Raw genomic sequence first — 16728 nt, 5'->3', positions numbered from 1 at the left:
CGAACCGATTCCGATGGGGTGAGAATCACAACGACCGGACCGGTCGGATAACAAATCCTGACCGGAAACAGACTGGTCGGCGCTTACGCGTTGAAGTACTTGGCCTCCGGATGCAGCAGCACGAACGCATCGGTCGACTGTTCCGGGTGCAGCTGCAACTCCTCCGACAGTACGACGCCGATGCGCTCGGCATCGAGCAGGTCGACCAATTTCGCCCGGTCCTCCAGTTCCGGGCAGGCGCCGTAACCGAAGGAGTAGCGGGCGCCGCGGTAGCCGAGTTTGAAGTACTCCTGCACATCCGAGGGGTCTGAGTCGGCGATCGAATGCCCTTCCAGCACCAACTCTTCGCGGACCCGGCGGTGCCAGTATTCGGCGAGCGCCTCGGTGAGCTGGACGCCGATGCCGTGCACCTCGAGGTAGTCGCGGTAGTTGTCCGCCGCGAACAGTTCATTGGCGAAGTCGGCGATCGGCTGCCCCATGGTGACCAATTGGAACGGCAGCACATCGACCTGACCGGTTTCGCGAGCGCGTTCGCGCGAGCGGATGAAGTCGGCGATGCACAGGAACCGGTCGCGCTGCTGGCGCGGGAAGGTGAACCGGTAGCGTTGCGGCGCATCGGGATTCGGCTCGCCCAGCACGATGACGTCATCACCCTCGGAGACCGCGGGGAAGTACCCGTAGACCAGGGCCGCATGTTGCAGTACACCTTCGGTGGACAGCCGGTCCAGCCAGTACCGCAGCCGCGGTCGACCCTCGGTCTCCACCAACTCCTCGTAGCTCGGGCCCTCACCGCCGCGCTGACCGCGCAGACCCCACTGACCGAGGAATAGCGCGCGCTCGTCGAGCAATCCCGAATACTCGTGCAGCGAAACGCCTTTCACCACTCGAGTGCCCCAGAACGGCGGCACCGCGACCGGCAGGTCCGCGGCCACATCGGAGCGCGCGGGCACCTCGATCGGCACCTCGATCGCCTTGCGCTGTTCGGCGATCCGTTTGGAACGCTCGTGCCGCGCCTTGCGCTCGGCCGCCTTCTCGCGTTCAGCGATCGCCTCCGGGCTGTCCGGATCGATGCCGCCGCCGCGCTTGCGGGTCATGATGTCGTCCATCAGCCGCAGGCCCTCGAAGGCGTCGCGGGCGTAGTGCACATCGCCGTGGTAGACCTCGGTGAGATCGTTCTCGACGTAGGCGCGGGTCAGCGCCGCACCGCCGAGCAGCACGGGGAACTGGTCGGCGACGCCCTTGGTGTTGAGCTCCTCCAGATTCTCCTTCATCACCACGGTCGATTTCACCAGCAGACCGGACATGCCGATCACATCGGCCTTCTTGTCGACGGCGGCGTCGAGAATGGTCGCGATCGGCTGCTTGATGCCGAGGTTGACGACCTCGTAGCCGTTATTGGACAGGATGATGTCGACGAGATTCTTGCCGATATCGTGCACATCGCCCTTGACGGTGGCCAGCACGATGCGACCCTTACCACTGTCGTCGGTGGCTTCCATATGCGGCTCGAGGAAGGCGACCGCCGCCTTCATCACCTCGGCCGACTGCAGTACGAACGGCAGCTGCATCTGGCCGGAGCCGAACAGCTCACCAACCGTCTTCATGCCCGACAGCAGCGTTTCATTGATGATCTGCAGCGGCGGCACCTCGGTCATGGCGGCATCGAGGTCGGCCTCCATCCCGGCCTTCTCACCGTCGACGATCCGGCGTTCGAGCCGCTCGAACAGCGGCAGCGCCGCCAACTCCTCCGCACGCGAGGCCCGCGACGACGAGGCCGACACACCCTCGAACAGCGACATGAGCGTCTGCAGCGGGTCGTAACCGTCACGACGGCGGTCGTAGACCAGGTCCAGTGCGGTCTCGCGCTGTTCCTCCGGAATGCGGGCGATCGGCAGGATCTTGGAGGCGTGCACGATCGCGGAATCCAGTCCGGCCTGGACGCATTCGTGCATGAAGACCGAATTCAGCACCTGGCGCGCGGCCGGATTGAGGCCGAAGGAGATATTCGACAGACCGAGGGTGGTCTGCACCTCGGGATGCTTCTGCTTGAGCAGCCGGATGGCCTCGATGGTTTCGACACCGTCGCGCCGCGACTCCTCCTGGCCGGTGCCCAGGGTGAATGTCAGCGTGTCGATGATGATGTCGCTTTCACGCAAACCCCAGTTGCCGGTGATATCGGCAATAAGCCGCTCGGCGATCTCCACCTTCTTCTCGGCCGTGCGGGCTTGGCCCTCCTCATCGATGGTCAGCGCGACCACCGCGGCGCCGTGTTCGGCGACCAGCTTCATCGTCTGCTGGAACCGGGATTCGGGACCGTCACCGTCCTCATAGTTCACCGAGTTGACGGCGCAGCGACCACCGAGATGTTCCAAACCGGCCTGCAGGACCGGGGTTTCGGTGGAGTCGAGCATGATCGGCAGGGTCGACGCGGTCGCCAGTCGCGATGCCAGCGCCGACATATCCGTGGTGCCGTCGCGTCCGACGTAGTCGACGCACAGGTCGAGCATATGCGCGCCGTCGCGGGTCTGATCCTTGGCGATATCGAGGCATTTCTGCCAGTCCTCGGCGAGCATGGCCTCGCGGAATGCCTTGGAGCCGTTGGCATTCGTGCGCTCGCCGATCATCAGGACGGAGGCATCCTGTTCGAACGGCACCGCGGTGTACATGCTCGATACGCTCGGCTCGTGCACCGGTTCGCGGCGCGCCTCCAGCGGCGGCAGCGTCGGTTCCACCTCGCGCACCGCCGCGGTGACCTGACGAATATGTTCCGGCGTCGTACCGCAGCAGCCGCCGACCAGCGCGAGCCCGAATTCGGATACGAAGCCGCGCAACGCGATTGCCAGCTCTTCGGGGGTCAGCGGGTACTCCGCTCCATTCGCGCCGAGCACCGGCAGACCGGCATTCGGCATGACCGACACCGGAACCGTCGCGTGCCGGGACAGATGGCGCAGGTGCTCGCTCATCTCGGCCGGGCCGGTGGCGCAGTTCAAGCCGATCATGTCGATACCGAGCGGCTCCAGCGCGGTGAGCGCCGCGCCGATCTCACTGCCGACCAGCATGGTGCCGGTTGTCTCCACCGTGACGTGGGTGATGATCGGAATACGCCGACCCAGCTGGACCATCGCGCGCTGACTTCCGGTCACCGCGGCTTTGACCTGCAAAAGGTCCTGGCAGGTCTCGATCAGGATGGCGTCCGCACCGGCCTCGAGCATGCCCAGTGCCGCCTCGGTGTAAGCATCGCGCAGCGCGGTAAAGGGGGCATGACCCAGTGTCGGCAGTTTGGTGCCCGGTCCCATCGAACCCAGCACGTACCGCGGGGTGCCATCCGCGCTCGGGCCCATCTCGTCGGCGACCTCGCGGGCCAGGCGGGTGCCGCGCTCGGACAGATCGCGAATCCGGTCGGCGATGTCGTAGTCCGCGAGGTTCGGCAGATTGCAGCCGAAGGTATTGGTCTCGACCGCGTCCGCACCGGCCTCGAAGTACGCGCGATGGATATTGCGCAGTACATCCGGGCGGGTGTCGTTGAGGATTTCGTTGCAGCCCTCCAGACCACGGAAGTCGTCCAGGGTCAGTTCGGCCGCCTGCAACATCGTGCCCATCGCACCGTCGCCGATCACGACACGCCGACGGAGCGTGTCGAGAAGGGTGGTATCGAAGGCGACTGGGCTGGACTCAGACATGTGATCAAGCGTAGTGGGCCGCTACGACATGCCGAACCACCCTACCGGTGTCGGGCGCCACACCTGCCCAGACAGATGAACCGACGGTGCCGCGCCGACTGCGCAAATTCAACACCGCGTGCTCACACGCCGTAGGCTGACCGGGGTGAACTCCAGTGAATCTCCGGTGTCACCCGAGCCGGAACTGCCGACATTGCGGGAACCTGTGCTGGTCGCCGCCTTCGAAGGCTGGAACGACGCGGGTGATGCGGCAAGTGGTGCCGTCGAGCATCTGGAACTGATCTGGGATGCCGAGCCGCTGGCCGAACTCGACTCCGAGGACTATTACGACTACCAGGTCAATCGGCCGACGGTACGTCAGGTCGACGGTGTGACCAGGGAAATCCAGTGGCCCTCCACCATGCTCTCGGTCTGCTCGCCGCCCGGCAGCGATCGCGATGTGGTGCTGCTGCGCGGTATCGAACCCAATATGCGCTGGCGCAGCTTCTGCGCGGATCTGCTCGAGTTCATCGAACAACTCGGCGTGCAGACCGTCGTCATTCTCGGCGCGCTGCTCGCCGACACCCCGCACACTCGCCCGGTACCGGTCACCGGATCGGCCTATAGCAAGGAAGCCGCCGAGCGGTTCAGCCTGGAGCAGACCCGCTACGAGGGACCGACCGGCATCACCGGCGTGCTGCAGGATCAATGTGTGAAGGCGGGCGTACCCGCCGTCTCGTTCTGGGCGGCCGTGCCGCATTACGTCTCGCAGCCGCCGAATCCGAAGGCGACCATCGCGCTGCTGCACCGCGTCGAGGACGTGCTCGATATCGAGGTGCCACTCGGTGAACTGCCCAAACAGGCCGAGGACTGGGAGACCGCCGTCAACGAGATGACCGTCGGCGACGACGAGATCAGCGAGTACGTGCGCTCGCTCGAGGAACGCGGCGACGCGGCCGTCGATCTCAATGACGCGATGGCCAAGATCGATGGCGACGCGATCGCGGCCGAATTCGAAAAGTACCTGCGCAGACGGGGTCCGGGCAGCTTCGGGCTGTAATCGGTTCGCGCCGTTGCGGTCCGGGTCCGGACAATTCACCGAAAGTTCGCCATGGGGCCACGCGTAGGTATGGAAAGGCTTGCCATCTAGACTTCCCGGGTGACTATTCACCGGATCGTCGCGCACCTTCGCAGTTTCGACGACCGGATCGCCGTCCTCTGCTCTCGATCTCCTTCGGCGGCCGTCACAGCAGCGGAATCGGTGCCGGATGGTTTGGAGCGGATCACCTATGCGCAGCTGGCGGCACGTGTCGAGGAGTACGCGCGGCAGCTCGGAGCGACCCGGCGCCTCGTCGCGCTCGCAGCGCGCAACGATATCGACTCGCTCGTCGCGTATCTCGGCGCGCTGAGTGCGGGCTGCGTTGTTCTGCTCACCGCGGAGGTCACCAGAGAATTGCTGGATACCTACGATCCCGATGTCGTGATCGATGCGGGCCCGCCTGATATCCGGCGGGTCCGCTCCGCACATCGCCTGCATCCGGAGTTGGCGCTGCTGCTGAGTACCTCGGGCTCGACCGGTTCACCGAAGCTGGTGCGGTTGTCCGCGGCCAATCTGATGTCGAATGCGGATGCCATTGCCGAATATCTGGCCATCGACGCCGACGATCGCGCCGCGACGACCCTGCCGATGTTCTATTGCTACGGACTGTCGGTGGTGCACAGCCATCTGCTGCGCGGCGCGAGCCTGCTGCTCACCGACCGATCGGTCCTCGACGACGAATTCTGGGTCCAGTTCCGTCGCTACGGCGCAACATCTTTCGCGGCGGTGCCGTACACGATCGATCTTCTCGAACGCGTCGGCTTCGCCGAGATGACACTGCCGAGCCTGCGCTACCTCACCCAGGCCGGCGGCCGCCTGGCACCCGAGCGGGTCCGCGACTACGCCCGGCTCGGCAAGCGGGCGGGCTGGGACTTCGTCGTCATGTACGGCCAGACCGAGGCGACCGCGCGAATGGCCTATCTGCCACCGGAACTGGCCGCCGAACATCCGGACTGCGTCGGCAAGCCGATTCCCGGCGGCCGATTCACCCTGGAGCCGGTGCCGGATACCGATGACAAGGAGCTGGTCTATCACGGGCCCAACGTGATGCTCGGCTATGCCGACGGCCCACGCGATCTCACCCTCGGCCGCACGGTCGAATCGCTGCGCACCGGCGATCTGGCCAGGTGCACGCCCGAGGGCCTGTACCAGGTGGTCGGCAGGCGCAGCCGGTTCGCCAAGATCTTCGGCCTGCGCATCGATCTGCAACGGCTCGAATCCGGTTTGGCCGCAGCCGGTTTCACGGTGTGCTGCACCGATGGTGACGACCAGTTGGTCGTCGCCGCCGAATCTCCGGCGGAATCGCTCGCCGCGACCGCCGCCGAACTGTCCGGCCTGCCGGCCGCGGCGATTCGCGCCTGCGCGGTCGAGGACATCCCGCGCCTGCCCAATGGCAAGCCCGACTATCCCGCGATCCGCCGACTCGCCGCACCCGAACTCGACCTGCCGCCACGCGATATCCGCGCGCTCTATGCCATCGCCCTCGGCATCGATCCCGCCCGGGTCCGGCCCGACAGCACCTTCGTCGATCTCGGCGGCAACTCACTGACCTACATCACCACCTCGACCCGCCTCGAGCGCGCACTCGGGCGACTGCCCGCGAACTGGCCGGACCTGACCGTCGCCGAACTCGAGCGAGTTCCGGACGGCCGCCGGACATTCGGTCGCACGGTGGACACGCCGACCTTGTTGCGCGCCGCCGGAATCGTGCTCATCGCCAGCTCTCATATCGGCATGTTCGTGCACTGGGGCGCAGCACATATCCTGCTCGGTGTCGCCGGATTCAACTTCGCCCGCTTCACGGTCACCATGTCCCCGCGCGCCGAGCGGCTGCGGCACGCGCTGCACACGGTGGCGCTCATCGCGATTCCGACCGCCGCCTGGGTGGCGCTCACACTGCTGTTCACCGACTATTACAGCTGGCAGAACGTGTTGCTGCTCAACAAGATTCTCGGACCGCGCAACAGTGACACCGCTGGGCACCTGTGGTTCATCGAGGTGCTTGTGCTGTTCATGGTCGTCTCCGCGCTGTTGGTGCGGGTGCCGTTCATCGATGCCGTGCAGCGGCGCGAACCGTTCTGGTTCGCCATGGGGCTGGTCGGCCTCACCATGGTGTTCCGGCTCTGGTCGTTCGGGCTCTACCCGGCCAAGGATGTGCCGTTCTCGCCGCTGGCCTGCTGGTTCTTCGCTCTAGGATGGGCGGCCGCGAAGGCTACGGCGATCTGGCAGCGGCTGCTGGTGAGCGCGGTGCTGCTGATCTCGGTGCACGGCTACTTCGGGGTTCCCGATCGGGAGCGGCTGGTGATGTCCGGACTGCTGTTGTTGATCTGGCTGCCCGCGGTCCGCGTGCCCGCCCTGGTTGCCGGGGTCGCCGCGCTGCTGGCCGACAGCTCGTTGTTCGTCTATCTGCTGCACTGGCAGGTCTATCCGCCATTCGGGCAACACCATGTCGCGGCGCTGCTCGCATCCCTCGCGGCCGGTGCGGTCGCGACCTGGCTGGTGGCGAACCTGCGACGCAGGTCAGTCCTGGTGCACAGCTTCTTCGCCAAGAGCCTCGTCTGGAAGCGCACAGCTCTCGACGGTCCACACCTGCGCCGCCGCGTCCTGGGCCAGCTTCGCGAGCAGAATGTCTCGCGGAATCGTCTGGCCGGCAAAGTGATCGAGTGACGGCACCACCACGTGGTGCGCGTCCGCCCGCTTGAGCTCCTGGGTCAACTCGGCGAATGCCGTGCCGTCACCGGAAGTCGATTCATGGAAAGTTGCGGCGAAGCAAAGCCCTTCCTCACGGGCGAGGCTGCTCATCGCATCCTCGAGCTCTGCACTGTGGCCATCGGCCAGATCGTCACGCAAGTATCCATAGATCAACGCTTCCACCCGAACCTCCGTTGGATTGGGGATCTCGCTGTTCTCTTATGTGGATCACCCCCGTCGCCGAGGGGTATTGCGCACTTGCAAGAGCAGATGTTCTGACATCTGAAGCGTGGCAAATCTTCCGCGCCCATATCCATCATGTAGGACGCAAAACTGCGAGTGCAGGTGTCAACCCAATGACATCTGTATGCCCTATCCGGGCCACTGAGCGTTAACTGGTGCGATACTACAGACGTGGCCGCTGGAGACGATCGACCCGTCTGGGCTGTCCGAATGCGCTCCGAACGCGATGCGCGGGGGTGGTCACAAGCCGACGCCGTCCGTGTGATGCGCGCGAAGTCTTCGCACAACCTGCCGACGGACAGTACCCTGCTGCGTAACTGGCGACGCTGGGAGTCGGGTGAGTCGCGTCCGGACGATTTCTACGCTCCTATCATCGCGGCCGCATTCGATACGGTGACGGCCGCGTTCTTCCCGAAAAATCGTCCCAATCGCGACGATGAACTGCTCTCGGCAACCGGGATGGACACCCTCGAATTCATTGGCAGGCTACGGATGTCCGACGTCTCCACGGCCACACTCGATGCCATCCGCATCACCGCGGAGCGGCTGTGCTGCGAATATCCATTCGCCGATCCGCACGATCTGCATACCGAAGGCACATCCTGGTTGCGCCGCATCACCTCACTGCTGGACGGCCGACTGACCCTGGCACAGCATCGCGAAATTCTCGTACTGGCCGGTTGGGTGGCTCTGCTGGTCGGTTGCGTGGACTACGACCTCGGTCGGCGCACCACCGCGGAAGCCACTCGCCGCGCGGCCTATTCGCTCGGCCAGGAAGCCGAGAATGCCGAGATCACCGGCTGGAGTGCGGAAATGGCGGCCTGGTTCGCGCTGACCCAGGGCAATTATCGGGGTGCGATCGAGGCGGTCGACCCGGCGCTGACAACCAGCGGCAAACTGGGTGTCGGTGTCCAGTTATGCGCACAACGTGCGAAGGCCTGGGCCCGCCTGGGTGATCGGCGCGAGGTGGAGGCATCACTGAACCGGGGGCGAGCTATTCTCGAGCGACTCGACCATCCGACCAATCTGGACAACCATTTCGTGGTCGATCCGCAGAAGTTCGACTTCTACGCCATGGACTGCTGCCGGGTCGCGGGTGAGGATCCGCTCGCGGAATCCTATGCGCGCGAGGTCATCCGCCACTCGACCCGCGCCGACGGCACGGTACGCAATCCTATGCGGGTGTCGGAGGCACATCTGACCCTCGCGGTGGTCGCGGTCCGCGACCGCGATCTGGAGCTCGCGCTGGACGAGGGCATGCGGGCCTTCGCGGGCAAGCGCCGGTCGCTGCCATCGCTGATGTGGATCGCGGGCGAGGCGGCGCGCGAAATCATCGAGCGCTTTCCGGGCGATCCGCGCACCCGGGTGTATCTGGATCAGTTGCGGACCTTGTCCTGCGAGTGATCATTTCGGCGTAGGTTTGACTCATCGCCAGCGGTAAGGGGTGGGCGATGAATAGGGTTCGCGTCATTGTGCGTCGCGATGCGAACGAATCGCTACGCACCACAGTGTTCGAGGCGGGTGCGCCCATCGGTGAACGGGTAGCGCCACGGCCTGATCTGGTGGCGTGCGCGTGGGATGTGGTGGGCGGTCAACCGGAAACGGTGCGTCGAGCGGTCGTTCAGATCGGTACTGCTCTGCGTGACGCACTGTTCGAGCCACACACGACCCGGCAGCTGACGCGACTCGTCGACGGCTCCGATACCGAGGTCGTCTTCGATGTCGACGACGAGACGATGCTGCTCCCCTACGAGATGCTCGTACTCGCCGACGATATGCCCCTGGCTCTGCGGCCGACCGTAGCCATCTCCCGCAGGCATTCGGGTAACGGGCAGCCCACCCGTGTGCCGGCACCGGGGCCGTTGAAAGTCCTCGCCGCGGTCGCCGCGCCGACCGAGACTCGCACGGCCAATATGGCATTGGATGTGGAAGCCGAGATGCAGGCGATCCTCGACGCGGTCGCACAGGTGCCGACCGCGGATGGGGGCGGCGTGCGCATTCTGGAAGTCGCTTCGCTGCAACAGATCACCGCGGCGCTGCGGGCCGAGGAGTTCCACGTTCTGCATCTGAGTGCGCACGGGTCGGCGACGATTCTGGAATTGGAGGATGAGGACGGCGATCCGGATGTGATCGAGGCCGCGGATCTCATTGCCGCGCTGCGTGCTTCGGAGCGGGCGCTGCCGCTGGTGGTGTTGTCGAGTTGTGGCGGTGTCGACGGTGGGCCTGCCGGGTTGGCGCGCACGCTGATCAGCGGGGGTGTCGAACGGGTGCTGGTCATGCAGACGCGGGTGTCGGACCGGTATGCCACGCTGTTGGCGAAGTCGTTCTACGCCATGCTGTCCGCGCATCCGGCCGGGTCGGTCGCCTTCGCATTGGGGCAGGCACGCCGTGCCCTCGAGCAGGAGCGCCTCGCCGATGGCGCATCAATTCCGCCCGAATGGTTCGTGCCGACGCTGCTCACCGGCGTCGCGGACCGGCCGCTCTGGCATGCGACGGCGCCACCGCGGCCGCTCGGGCGCCGGACGCAAGCGCCGAGCGGTGCGACGGTGCGCGAGTTGCCGGTCGGATATCTGATCGGTCGTCGTGGGCCGGTGCGCGATATCGTCCGGATGCTCGATTCGTCGCGTGGGCGACCGGGTGTGGTGATCACAGGCATGGGCGGGCTCGGGAAGACGGCGGTGGCCGGTCGCGTGGCCGCGCGCATGCGCGAGCGCGGCTGGCGTATCGCCGAACATGTGGGGCAATGGAATCCGTCCGCATTATGCGACGCGGTCCGCACGGTGATCGAGGACGACCCGGCATTGCGCACGGTGTCCGATGCGCTCGCCCGCGACAGCGGGGAGCAGGCGCTGAAGCATGTCCATCGGTTGTTGGCGGGGAGCCGAGTGTTGTTGCTGTTCGATGATTTCGAACAGAATCTGACCCGACCGGGCGGTGCCGAATTCCTCGATCCCGGTTTCGCCGAACAGTTTTCGCAGTTGTGCCGGGTCGCCGGAACAGGCCGATTGCTGGTCACCTGTCGCTATCCGGTTCCCGGTGGTCTCACCGAGGTCGGCCTGACTCCGCTGAGCCCCGCGGAGTTGAAGCGAATGTTCCTGCGGCTGCCGCAGATCAGCGGTTTGCGCGTGCAGGAGCAGCGGCTGGTCGCGCGGACGATCGGTGGACACCCGCGGCTCATCGAATTCGTCGACGCGCTGTTGCGTGGTGGCGACGGCACTTTGCGGCCGGTCGGTGAACGGCTGCGCCGGTTGGCCGACGAACACGCCGTCGATCTCGGCCGGGACCGGACGCTGTCCGAAAGCCTCGATACCGCGGTGGTGCTCGGCACCCGCGACATCCTCGTCGACGCACTGCTCGACCTGCTCGATGCATCCGAACGCGAACTGCTGCTACAGGTTTCGCTCTCGCGGACGCCGCTGCGCGATCTGGATATCTCCCATGCCCGCTTCGGTGCCGACGCGACGCGAGACCAGCGCCGCGAAGTGATGGCGGCCATCGATACGTTACTCAGGCTGGCGCTGCTGACCACCGACGACGACCGATATCTCGTGCACCCGTGGGTCGCCCAAGCCCTCGATGCCCACCAGGGCACTGATCGTATTCGCCGTCACAACCGAGCCCACGGGATGCGGATGGCCCGAATCTCGGCTGGCTTCCGGGACTTCGACGACTACAGCGAAGCATGCGGACATCTCCTCGCCGCAGGTCGGTACGCGGAACTCACCGAACTCGCCATCCCGTTCTGCCGCGAGTTGGACCAATTGCAGGTCGCCGCCCTGCTCGGCGAGATCATGCCCACCCTGCCGACCGACACTCCCGGCTATCTCGAGCTCGGCGAGCGCGAGGTGCGCGCACTGCGCCGGACCGGGAACCTCGGTGCCGCAACCGATCGCCAGTGCGCGCTGGTCGAGGTGCTGCGGGCCAGGGTGCAATCGGCCTCGGGCAGTGCCGATGCCCGACGTGCGTTGGTCATCGGGCTGGACACCCTCGGTGAACTCGCCATGCTGGCCGGAAATCTCGGCACGGCGCGCGAGCACTACAGCCGATCTCTGCGCACCGCACGGCATCTCACGAATACCGACCCGCACAACATCGATATGCAACAGGTCCTCAGCCGCGCGCTGGAGAGCCTCGGCGATATCGCCGTGCGCACCGGCGATCTCACAGCGGCCCTCGCCCACCACACCGAAGCACTGGCCATCCGACGCTCCCTCGCCGACAACGACCCCTCCCGCGTGGACCTGCGCCGTGATCTCGCTAATGCCTGCGCCCGACTCGGCGACCTGGCGGTGCTGACCGCCGATCTCGACGGCGCACATTACCTCTACACCGAATCGCTCACGCTGCACAGCGGTCTCATCGAATCCGGCCCCGACGCCGCCGAATCCCGGCGTGGCCTGGCCATCGCGCACGGCAAACTCGGTGATCTCGCCATGCGCGCGGGGCACGGCGAGACCGCGAGCAGGCACTATTTCGAAAAGCTGCGCATCAGTGCCGAACTCTCGATGGCCGATCCGGGCGATACCGAGATCACCCGCGATGTCGCCATTGCCATGCAGCAGATCGGCGACACCTCATTGCTCTACGAAACTCCCGAGGAAGCATTCACCTTCTTCACCGAATCCCTCGCCATCCACCGCGAACTCGCCGATAAGGATCCCGGCAATGCCGAATACCGACGCGATCTCGCCATCGCACTCAACCGATCCGGCGATGTGGCACTGCGACTCGGCGAACTCACCACGGCCTCGACCCACTACGCCCAAGCCCTCGCCATCCACCGCGGCTTCGCCGACGCCGACCCGGGCAATGCCCGAAATCAGCGCGACCTCAGCATCTCCCATGACAAACTCGGCGACTTGGCCGTCCGCACCGGCGATTATCTGGCCGCCGACCACCACTACACCCAATCCCTCACCCTCGCAAAACAACTCGCGGCGGCCGACCCCACCAACACCGAGAAGCAGCGCGACCTGAGCATCTCGCACCACCAACTCGCCAGGGTCGCCGCCGCGACCGGCGCCTTCACTCTCGCCTTCCGCCACAACACCGAGGCACTCACCATCGCCCGCCGCTTGGCCACCGCCGACCCGGAGAATCCGCAACTGCACCGCGATGTCGGTCTGATCCTCTGGGCGATCGGGGATGCCGCCGAACGCGAACACGACTACGACACCGCCGTCGAGGTCTATCGGGAGGCCCTCGCGATCGCCCAGGACGTCCTCGAAACCGATCCGGCCAGCCCCCGCGCCCTGCGCGATATGGAATTCGCCTTGACCAACCTGGGTCGCGTGGTCGACATCGTCGACCAGAACCCGCTCGGGTCGACCCGCATCGACGCCCTGCTGGAACAGGGGAAGACCTTCCTCCGGCGTCTGCTGCCGCCGATGTAATTCCGCAGGTAGCGCCCATCTCTGTAGCATTATGTGCGGTGTCCGCTGTAAAGTCTGCTGTATGACGGTGCGCCTGAATATCTCGATGGACGACGATCTCGCGGCCCGTCTCCGTGCGGCATCCGCCGATAAGCTGAGCGACTACATCGCCAAGGCCGTGCGCAGGCAGTTGCTCGAGGATGAACTCAGGGCATTGCCGGACAGCACCGGGACCGAATGGGTGAAGGACGCCGAGCAGACCGCCGAACAAGTATTGTTCGGCCGTGCCAGCTGAACCTACGCACCAAGGCCAGATTTGGAATCTCGTCAGCCGGATCTCCGGGCGCCGCGCGACGGTAGTGATCGTGGATTCCGATGTGGTGATTCGGCAGCGGCCGATGTTGGTCGCCGCGCCGGTGCGCGAGGCTCGCGAAGTTCCGTCGCGCCATCAATTGCTCACCGTCGCAATGCCGGAGAGTTCGCAGGTGATCGCGCTGTACGACATCGCCATCGTGCCGAAGGACAGTCTCACCGAGCAGATCGGTGACCTCACCTCGGAGGTGCTCGAGCAGGTAAAGATCGGGCTGCGGGCCCGATTCGACCTGTGAGTCACCGGGTGGCGAACAGGTGCAAACCGGACGCGGCCACGCCGAATGGGGGTCGGTCTCGACACCCGCGACCGACCCGCTACTACCCTGTTCCCGGTGACCGACTCCGTTGACGGCCTGCCGTATGCCGCGCCCGCGCTATGGGATGAGCGGTTGCGGCTGTTCTCCTTCGCCACGGCCGAGAAGCGCGCGGAGTATCTGTGGGTGCTGCGGGCGTTCGACAATGCGCGCGCGGCGTATGTGGTGTTGCTGCACGCCGACGATGTCGCGACCTGGATCGAACGCAGTGCGGCCGATGCCCCGCAGCTGACCGGCGGGGAGATCGGGCCGCTGTTGGACCAACTGCATCAGTGGGGTGTGGTCGAGCGCAGCTATGACGGCACGCGCGCCGCGACGCTCGCGGAATATCGGAATCGGCACTACGTCTATCAGCTGACACAAGCCGGATTCAAGGCATATCGGGCGGTCGCGAGTATGCTCGAGGCACGGCTGGACGAAGCCGCGCTGTCGCGACTGGTGCTGCCCGAACTACTCGCGGATCTCAATACCCTCGCCGAGGCGAATAAGGCCGGTGATGCGGAGCGCGTGTACCGGACGCTGCGCCGGCTGGATGCCGCACTCTCGGATATGGCGGCGCGGGCCGCGCACTTCTACCTCTCGCTCGGCGATATGGTCCGCACCACCGAGATCACCCCGGAGTCGTTCCTGGCACACAAGGACGCGCTGCTCGCGCATATGCGCGAATTCAGCATGGATCTGGCTCGTTTCGCGCCGCGCCTGGCCGCCGCGATCGGTGAGATCGAGCAGACCGGCGTCGAGGAACTCATCGAGCGGGCGGCGCGCTGTGACGAACGGGTGCTGCTGAGTCCGGCCGAGCGGCAAGCGGATTGGCGGGCGCGCTGGCAGGGGCTACGGACCTGGTTCGTCGCCACGGCCTCCGATATTCCCGGCGAATCGTCCTCCACCGAGGCGGATCGGCTGCGGGAGGCGACCATGAGCGCCATTGCCGCGGTGCTGTCACTGCTGCGTCGGGTCACCGATTCACGTAAGGGCGGGGTGAGTCGCGAATCGGCGCTGCGGCATCTCGCGGGCTGGTTTACCGCCGCACCGACCGCCGACAGCGCGCATGCACTATTCGATGCCGTCTTCGGTCTCGGCAGGCCCCGCCACATTTCGCTGGAACATCCGGATGCGGACCTGATTCCGGCGATCCGTTCCTGGTGGGAGGCACCGCCATTGGAGATCTCACGCACCCTCGCCGAAACGGGCAGGCCGCCACAAGCCGGTGCCCCCGCCCGAATTCAACGCAATGACGCGGGAATTCGCCGACTCCGCGAGGCGCAGCTGGACGCACAGCGCGCCCGCGCCGAGGCCGCCAAATCCCTGGCCGCCGCCTCGGTGCACGAACGCGTCCTCGACGAACGGGAGACCGAGGTGCTGCTGCGCCTGCTCGATGCCGCGTCCACCGCCTGGGTTCCGGTGAGCGGCCGCGTCGACGGCACCAGCGGGTCGGATAGCGGCGTCACCCTCACCGTCTCCGAACATCCGGGTTCGACGGTGATCCGCACCGCACGCGGGCTACTGCATTTGAACAACCGCCGCCTCGAGGTGAAGCAGTCGACCCGCGGGCGGCGCGCATGATCAACGCCCGCCGCATCGATTCGCTCGCACTCGACAACTACCAGCGCGCCGCGCGCGTTATCCTCGCCAACCACCTGGTCACCCGGACCTATCCGGACCGGATCGCGCTGCCGCTGATCCGGCGCTGGGCCACCGAACTCCGCGAGGATCTGGCCGAATTGTTCGGCTACCGGCTCGAGGTCACCGAAACGACGGCCCGGGTCTTCCCGGTGATCGATCGACTCGATTCGGGCAAACCGGCCCGCTCCGTCACCGAGCGCGTCTTCGACCGCCGCCGCTACGCCTATCTGGCCTTGGCGCTGGCAGCGCTCGGCCGCGCCGGGGATCAGATCACATTGTCGGAGTTGGCCGATCAGGTCGCCGCCTATACCGGACGGGTCGACGGCCTCGAACTTTCACCCGATCGCGCCGCCGATCGCGATGCCTTCGTCGATGCCGTCGGCTGGCTCGCACATCGGGGTGCGCTCACCCTGGCCGACGGCGATGCGGGTGGCTGGGCTGCCGATCCGGAGGCGGGTGAGGCGCTCTACGACATCGACCGGCCGGTGGTTTTCGCGCTGTTCCGACCGCCGCGCGCGCTGCAGCATCTGCACAGTGTCCGTGGTCTGCTGACCGAGGACGCGCTCGCGCACGGTCCGGCCGCGAATGCGCAGGCCGCCGATGCGGCGCGGCGGGTGCGGCGCAGTCTCGTGGAGCGTCCGGTGGTGTACGCCGAGGATCTGGCCTACCACGAACGATCGCTGCTGTTGCAGGATCGGATCGTCGCGGATGTCGAACAGTTCACCGGGTTGCGGGCCGAACGCCGCGCGGAGGGCGTCGCATTGATCGATGTCTCGGGTCGTCTCTCCGATGTCCGTTTTCCGGGCACCGGCACATTGGCGCAGGTGGCGCTGCTGCTGGTCGGTGAGATCGCCGATCGTGTCCTCGATATCGACAATCCGGTACCGGTGCGTCCCGGCGCACCTGATCCGGCCGTCGCCCTTGCCGAGCAGCTCGACGGCGCCATCCCGGAGTCCACCGTATTCGTGCCGCTCGCTGATCTCCCATCGACCGATCCCGAAGTGGGGGAAGAGGTTTCGGATCCCGATTCGGAGGCGATGGCGTATGTGCGCGCGACGTACCCGTTCGTCGAAGCGAGCTGGGTCGGCGAGACCGTGCAGGCGCTGACCGACCGCTACGGTGTCACCTTCGCCGCGCAGTGGCAGGCGGATGTGCCCGGGCTGGCCAGGGAGGTTACCGCCCTGTTGGAACGGCTGCGGCTGGTCCAAGTGCTCGAGGACGGTTTGATAATCCTGCCCGCACTGGCTCGCTACCGCGGCGCGGTCGTCACCGTCCGCACCAAGCGCGCCGCCGAATTGTTCGTTACCGCCTCCGACACGCTCGGGGCCGACAGCGTTGGTACGGAAGGGATTTAA

9 protein-coding genes are annotated in these 16728 nt (G+C 66.0%); 8 read left to right on the top strand and 1 reads right to left on the bottom strand.

What is annotated here, in order from left to right; genetic code table 11:
• Positions 1-83 precede the first annotated feature (83 nt).
• Positions 84-3680: a methionine synthase gene (gene metH, locus ACZ60G_RS09060; protein ID WP_465808672.1), complete on the bottom strand. Its 3597-nt coding sequence runs from the start codon at positions 3678-3680 to the stop codon at positions 84-86.
• Between the two features lie 136 nt (positions 3681-3816).
• On the opposite strand from metH, the gene ACZ60G_RS09055 reads away from it, so the two are divergent.
• The 8 genes from ACZ60G_RS09055 (at position 3817) to ACZ60G_RS09020 (ending at position 16728) form a co-directional block, all read left to right on the top strand.
• On the top strand, positions 3817-4719 hold the full coding sequence (locus ACZ60G_RS09055; protein ID WP_387293241.1) for a PAC2 family protein: 903 nt from the start codon (positions 3817-3819) through the stop codon (positions 4717-4719).
• A gap of 99 nt (positions 4720-4818) precedes the next feature.
• Positions 4819-7425, top strand: a complete 2607-nt coding sequence (locus tag ACZ60G_RS09050; RefSeq protein ID WP_465808670.1) for an AMP-binding protein — start codon at positions 4819-4821, stop codon at positions 7423-7425.
• 477 nt (positions 7426-7902) lie between these two features.
• Positions 7903-9096 carry an XRE family transcriptional regulator gene (locus tag ACZ60G_RS09045; RefSeq protein ID WP_465808669.1) on the top strand — a complete coding sequence of 398 codons (1194 nt, stop codon included), beginning with the start codon at positions 7903-7905 and terminating at the stop codon, positions 9094-9096.
• A 47-nt stretch (positions 9097-9143) separates the two neighbouring features.
• On the top strand, positions 9144-13085 hold the full coding sequence (locus ACZ60G_RS09040; RefSeq protein WP_465808667.1) for a CHAT domain-containing protein: 3942 nt from the start codon (positions 9144-9146) through the stop codon (positions 13083-13085).
• 61 nt (positions 13086-13146) lie between these two features.
• Entirely contained in the window at positions 13147-13359 is a 213-nt protein-coding gene (locus tag ACZ60G_RS09035) for a hypothetical protein (RefSeq protein WP_433520686.1), read from the top strand.
• A complete protein-coding gene (locus ACZ60G_RS09030; protein ID WP_465808665.1) occupies positions 13349-13672 on the top strand; it encodes a type II toxin-antitoxin system PemK/MazF family toxin in 324 nt (107 codons plus the stop codon). Before ACZ60G_RS09035 ends, ACZ60G_RS09030 begins: the two co-directional genes overlap by 11 nt.
• 153 nt (positions 13673-13825) lie before the next feature.
• On the top strand, positions 13826-15313 hold the full coding sequence (locus tag ACZ60G_RS09025; RefSeq protein ID WP_465809153.1) for a TIGR02677 family protein: 1488 nt from the start codon (positions 13826-13828) through the stop codon (positions 15311-15313).
• The gene (locus tag ACZ60G_RS09020) at positions 15313-16728 is read left to right on the top strand and encodes a TIGR02678 family protein (protein ID WP_465809151.1); all 1416 of its coding nucleotides are present in this window, start codon (positions 15313-15315) and stop codon (positions 16726-16728) included. The genes ACZ60G_RS09025 and ACZ60G_RS09020 overlap by 1 nt, the downstream gene beginning before the upstream one ends.

The sequence above is a fragment of the Nocardia sp. NPDC102475 genome, from assembly GCF_055584605.1.
This window is presented reverse-complemented; position numbering and strand designations above follow the sequence as displayed.

What these genes read in the sequence shown, in the direction of transcription:
- ACZ60G_RS09040 (WP_465808667.1), top strand. Translation starts at nt 9,144, where the DNA reads ATGAATAGGGTTCGCGTCATTGTGCGTCGCGATGCGAACGAATCGCTA.
- ACZ60G_RS09045 (WP_465808669.1), top strand. Translation starts at nt 7,903, where the DNA reads ATGCGCTCCGAACGCGATGCGCGGGGGTGGTCACAAGCCGACGCCGTC.
- metH (WP_465808672.1), bottom strand. Translation starts at nt 3,680, where the DNA reads ATGTCTGAGTCCAGCCCAGTCGCCTTCGATACCACCCTTCTCGACACG.
- ACZ60G_RS09035 (WP_433520686.1), top strand. Translation starts at nt 13,147, where the DNA reads ATGACGGTGCGCCTGAATATCTCGATGGACGACGATCTCGCGGCCCGT.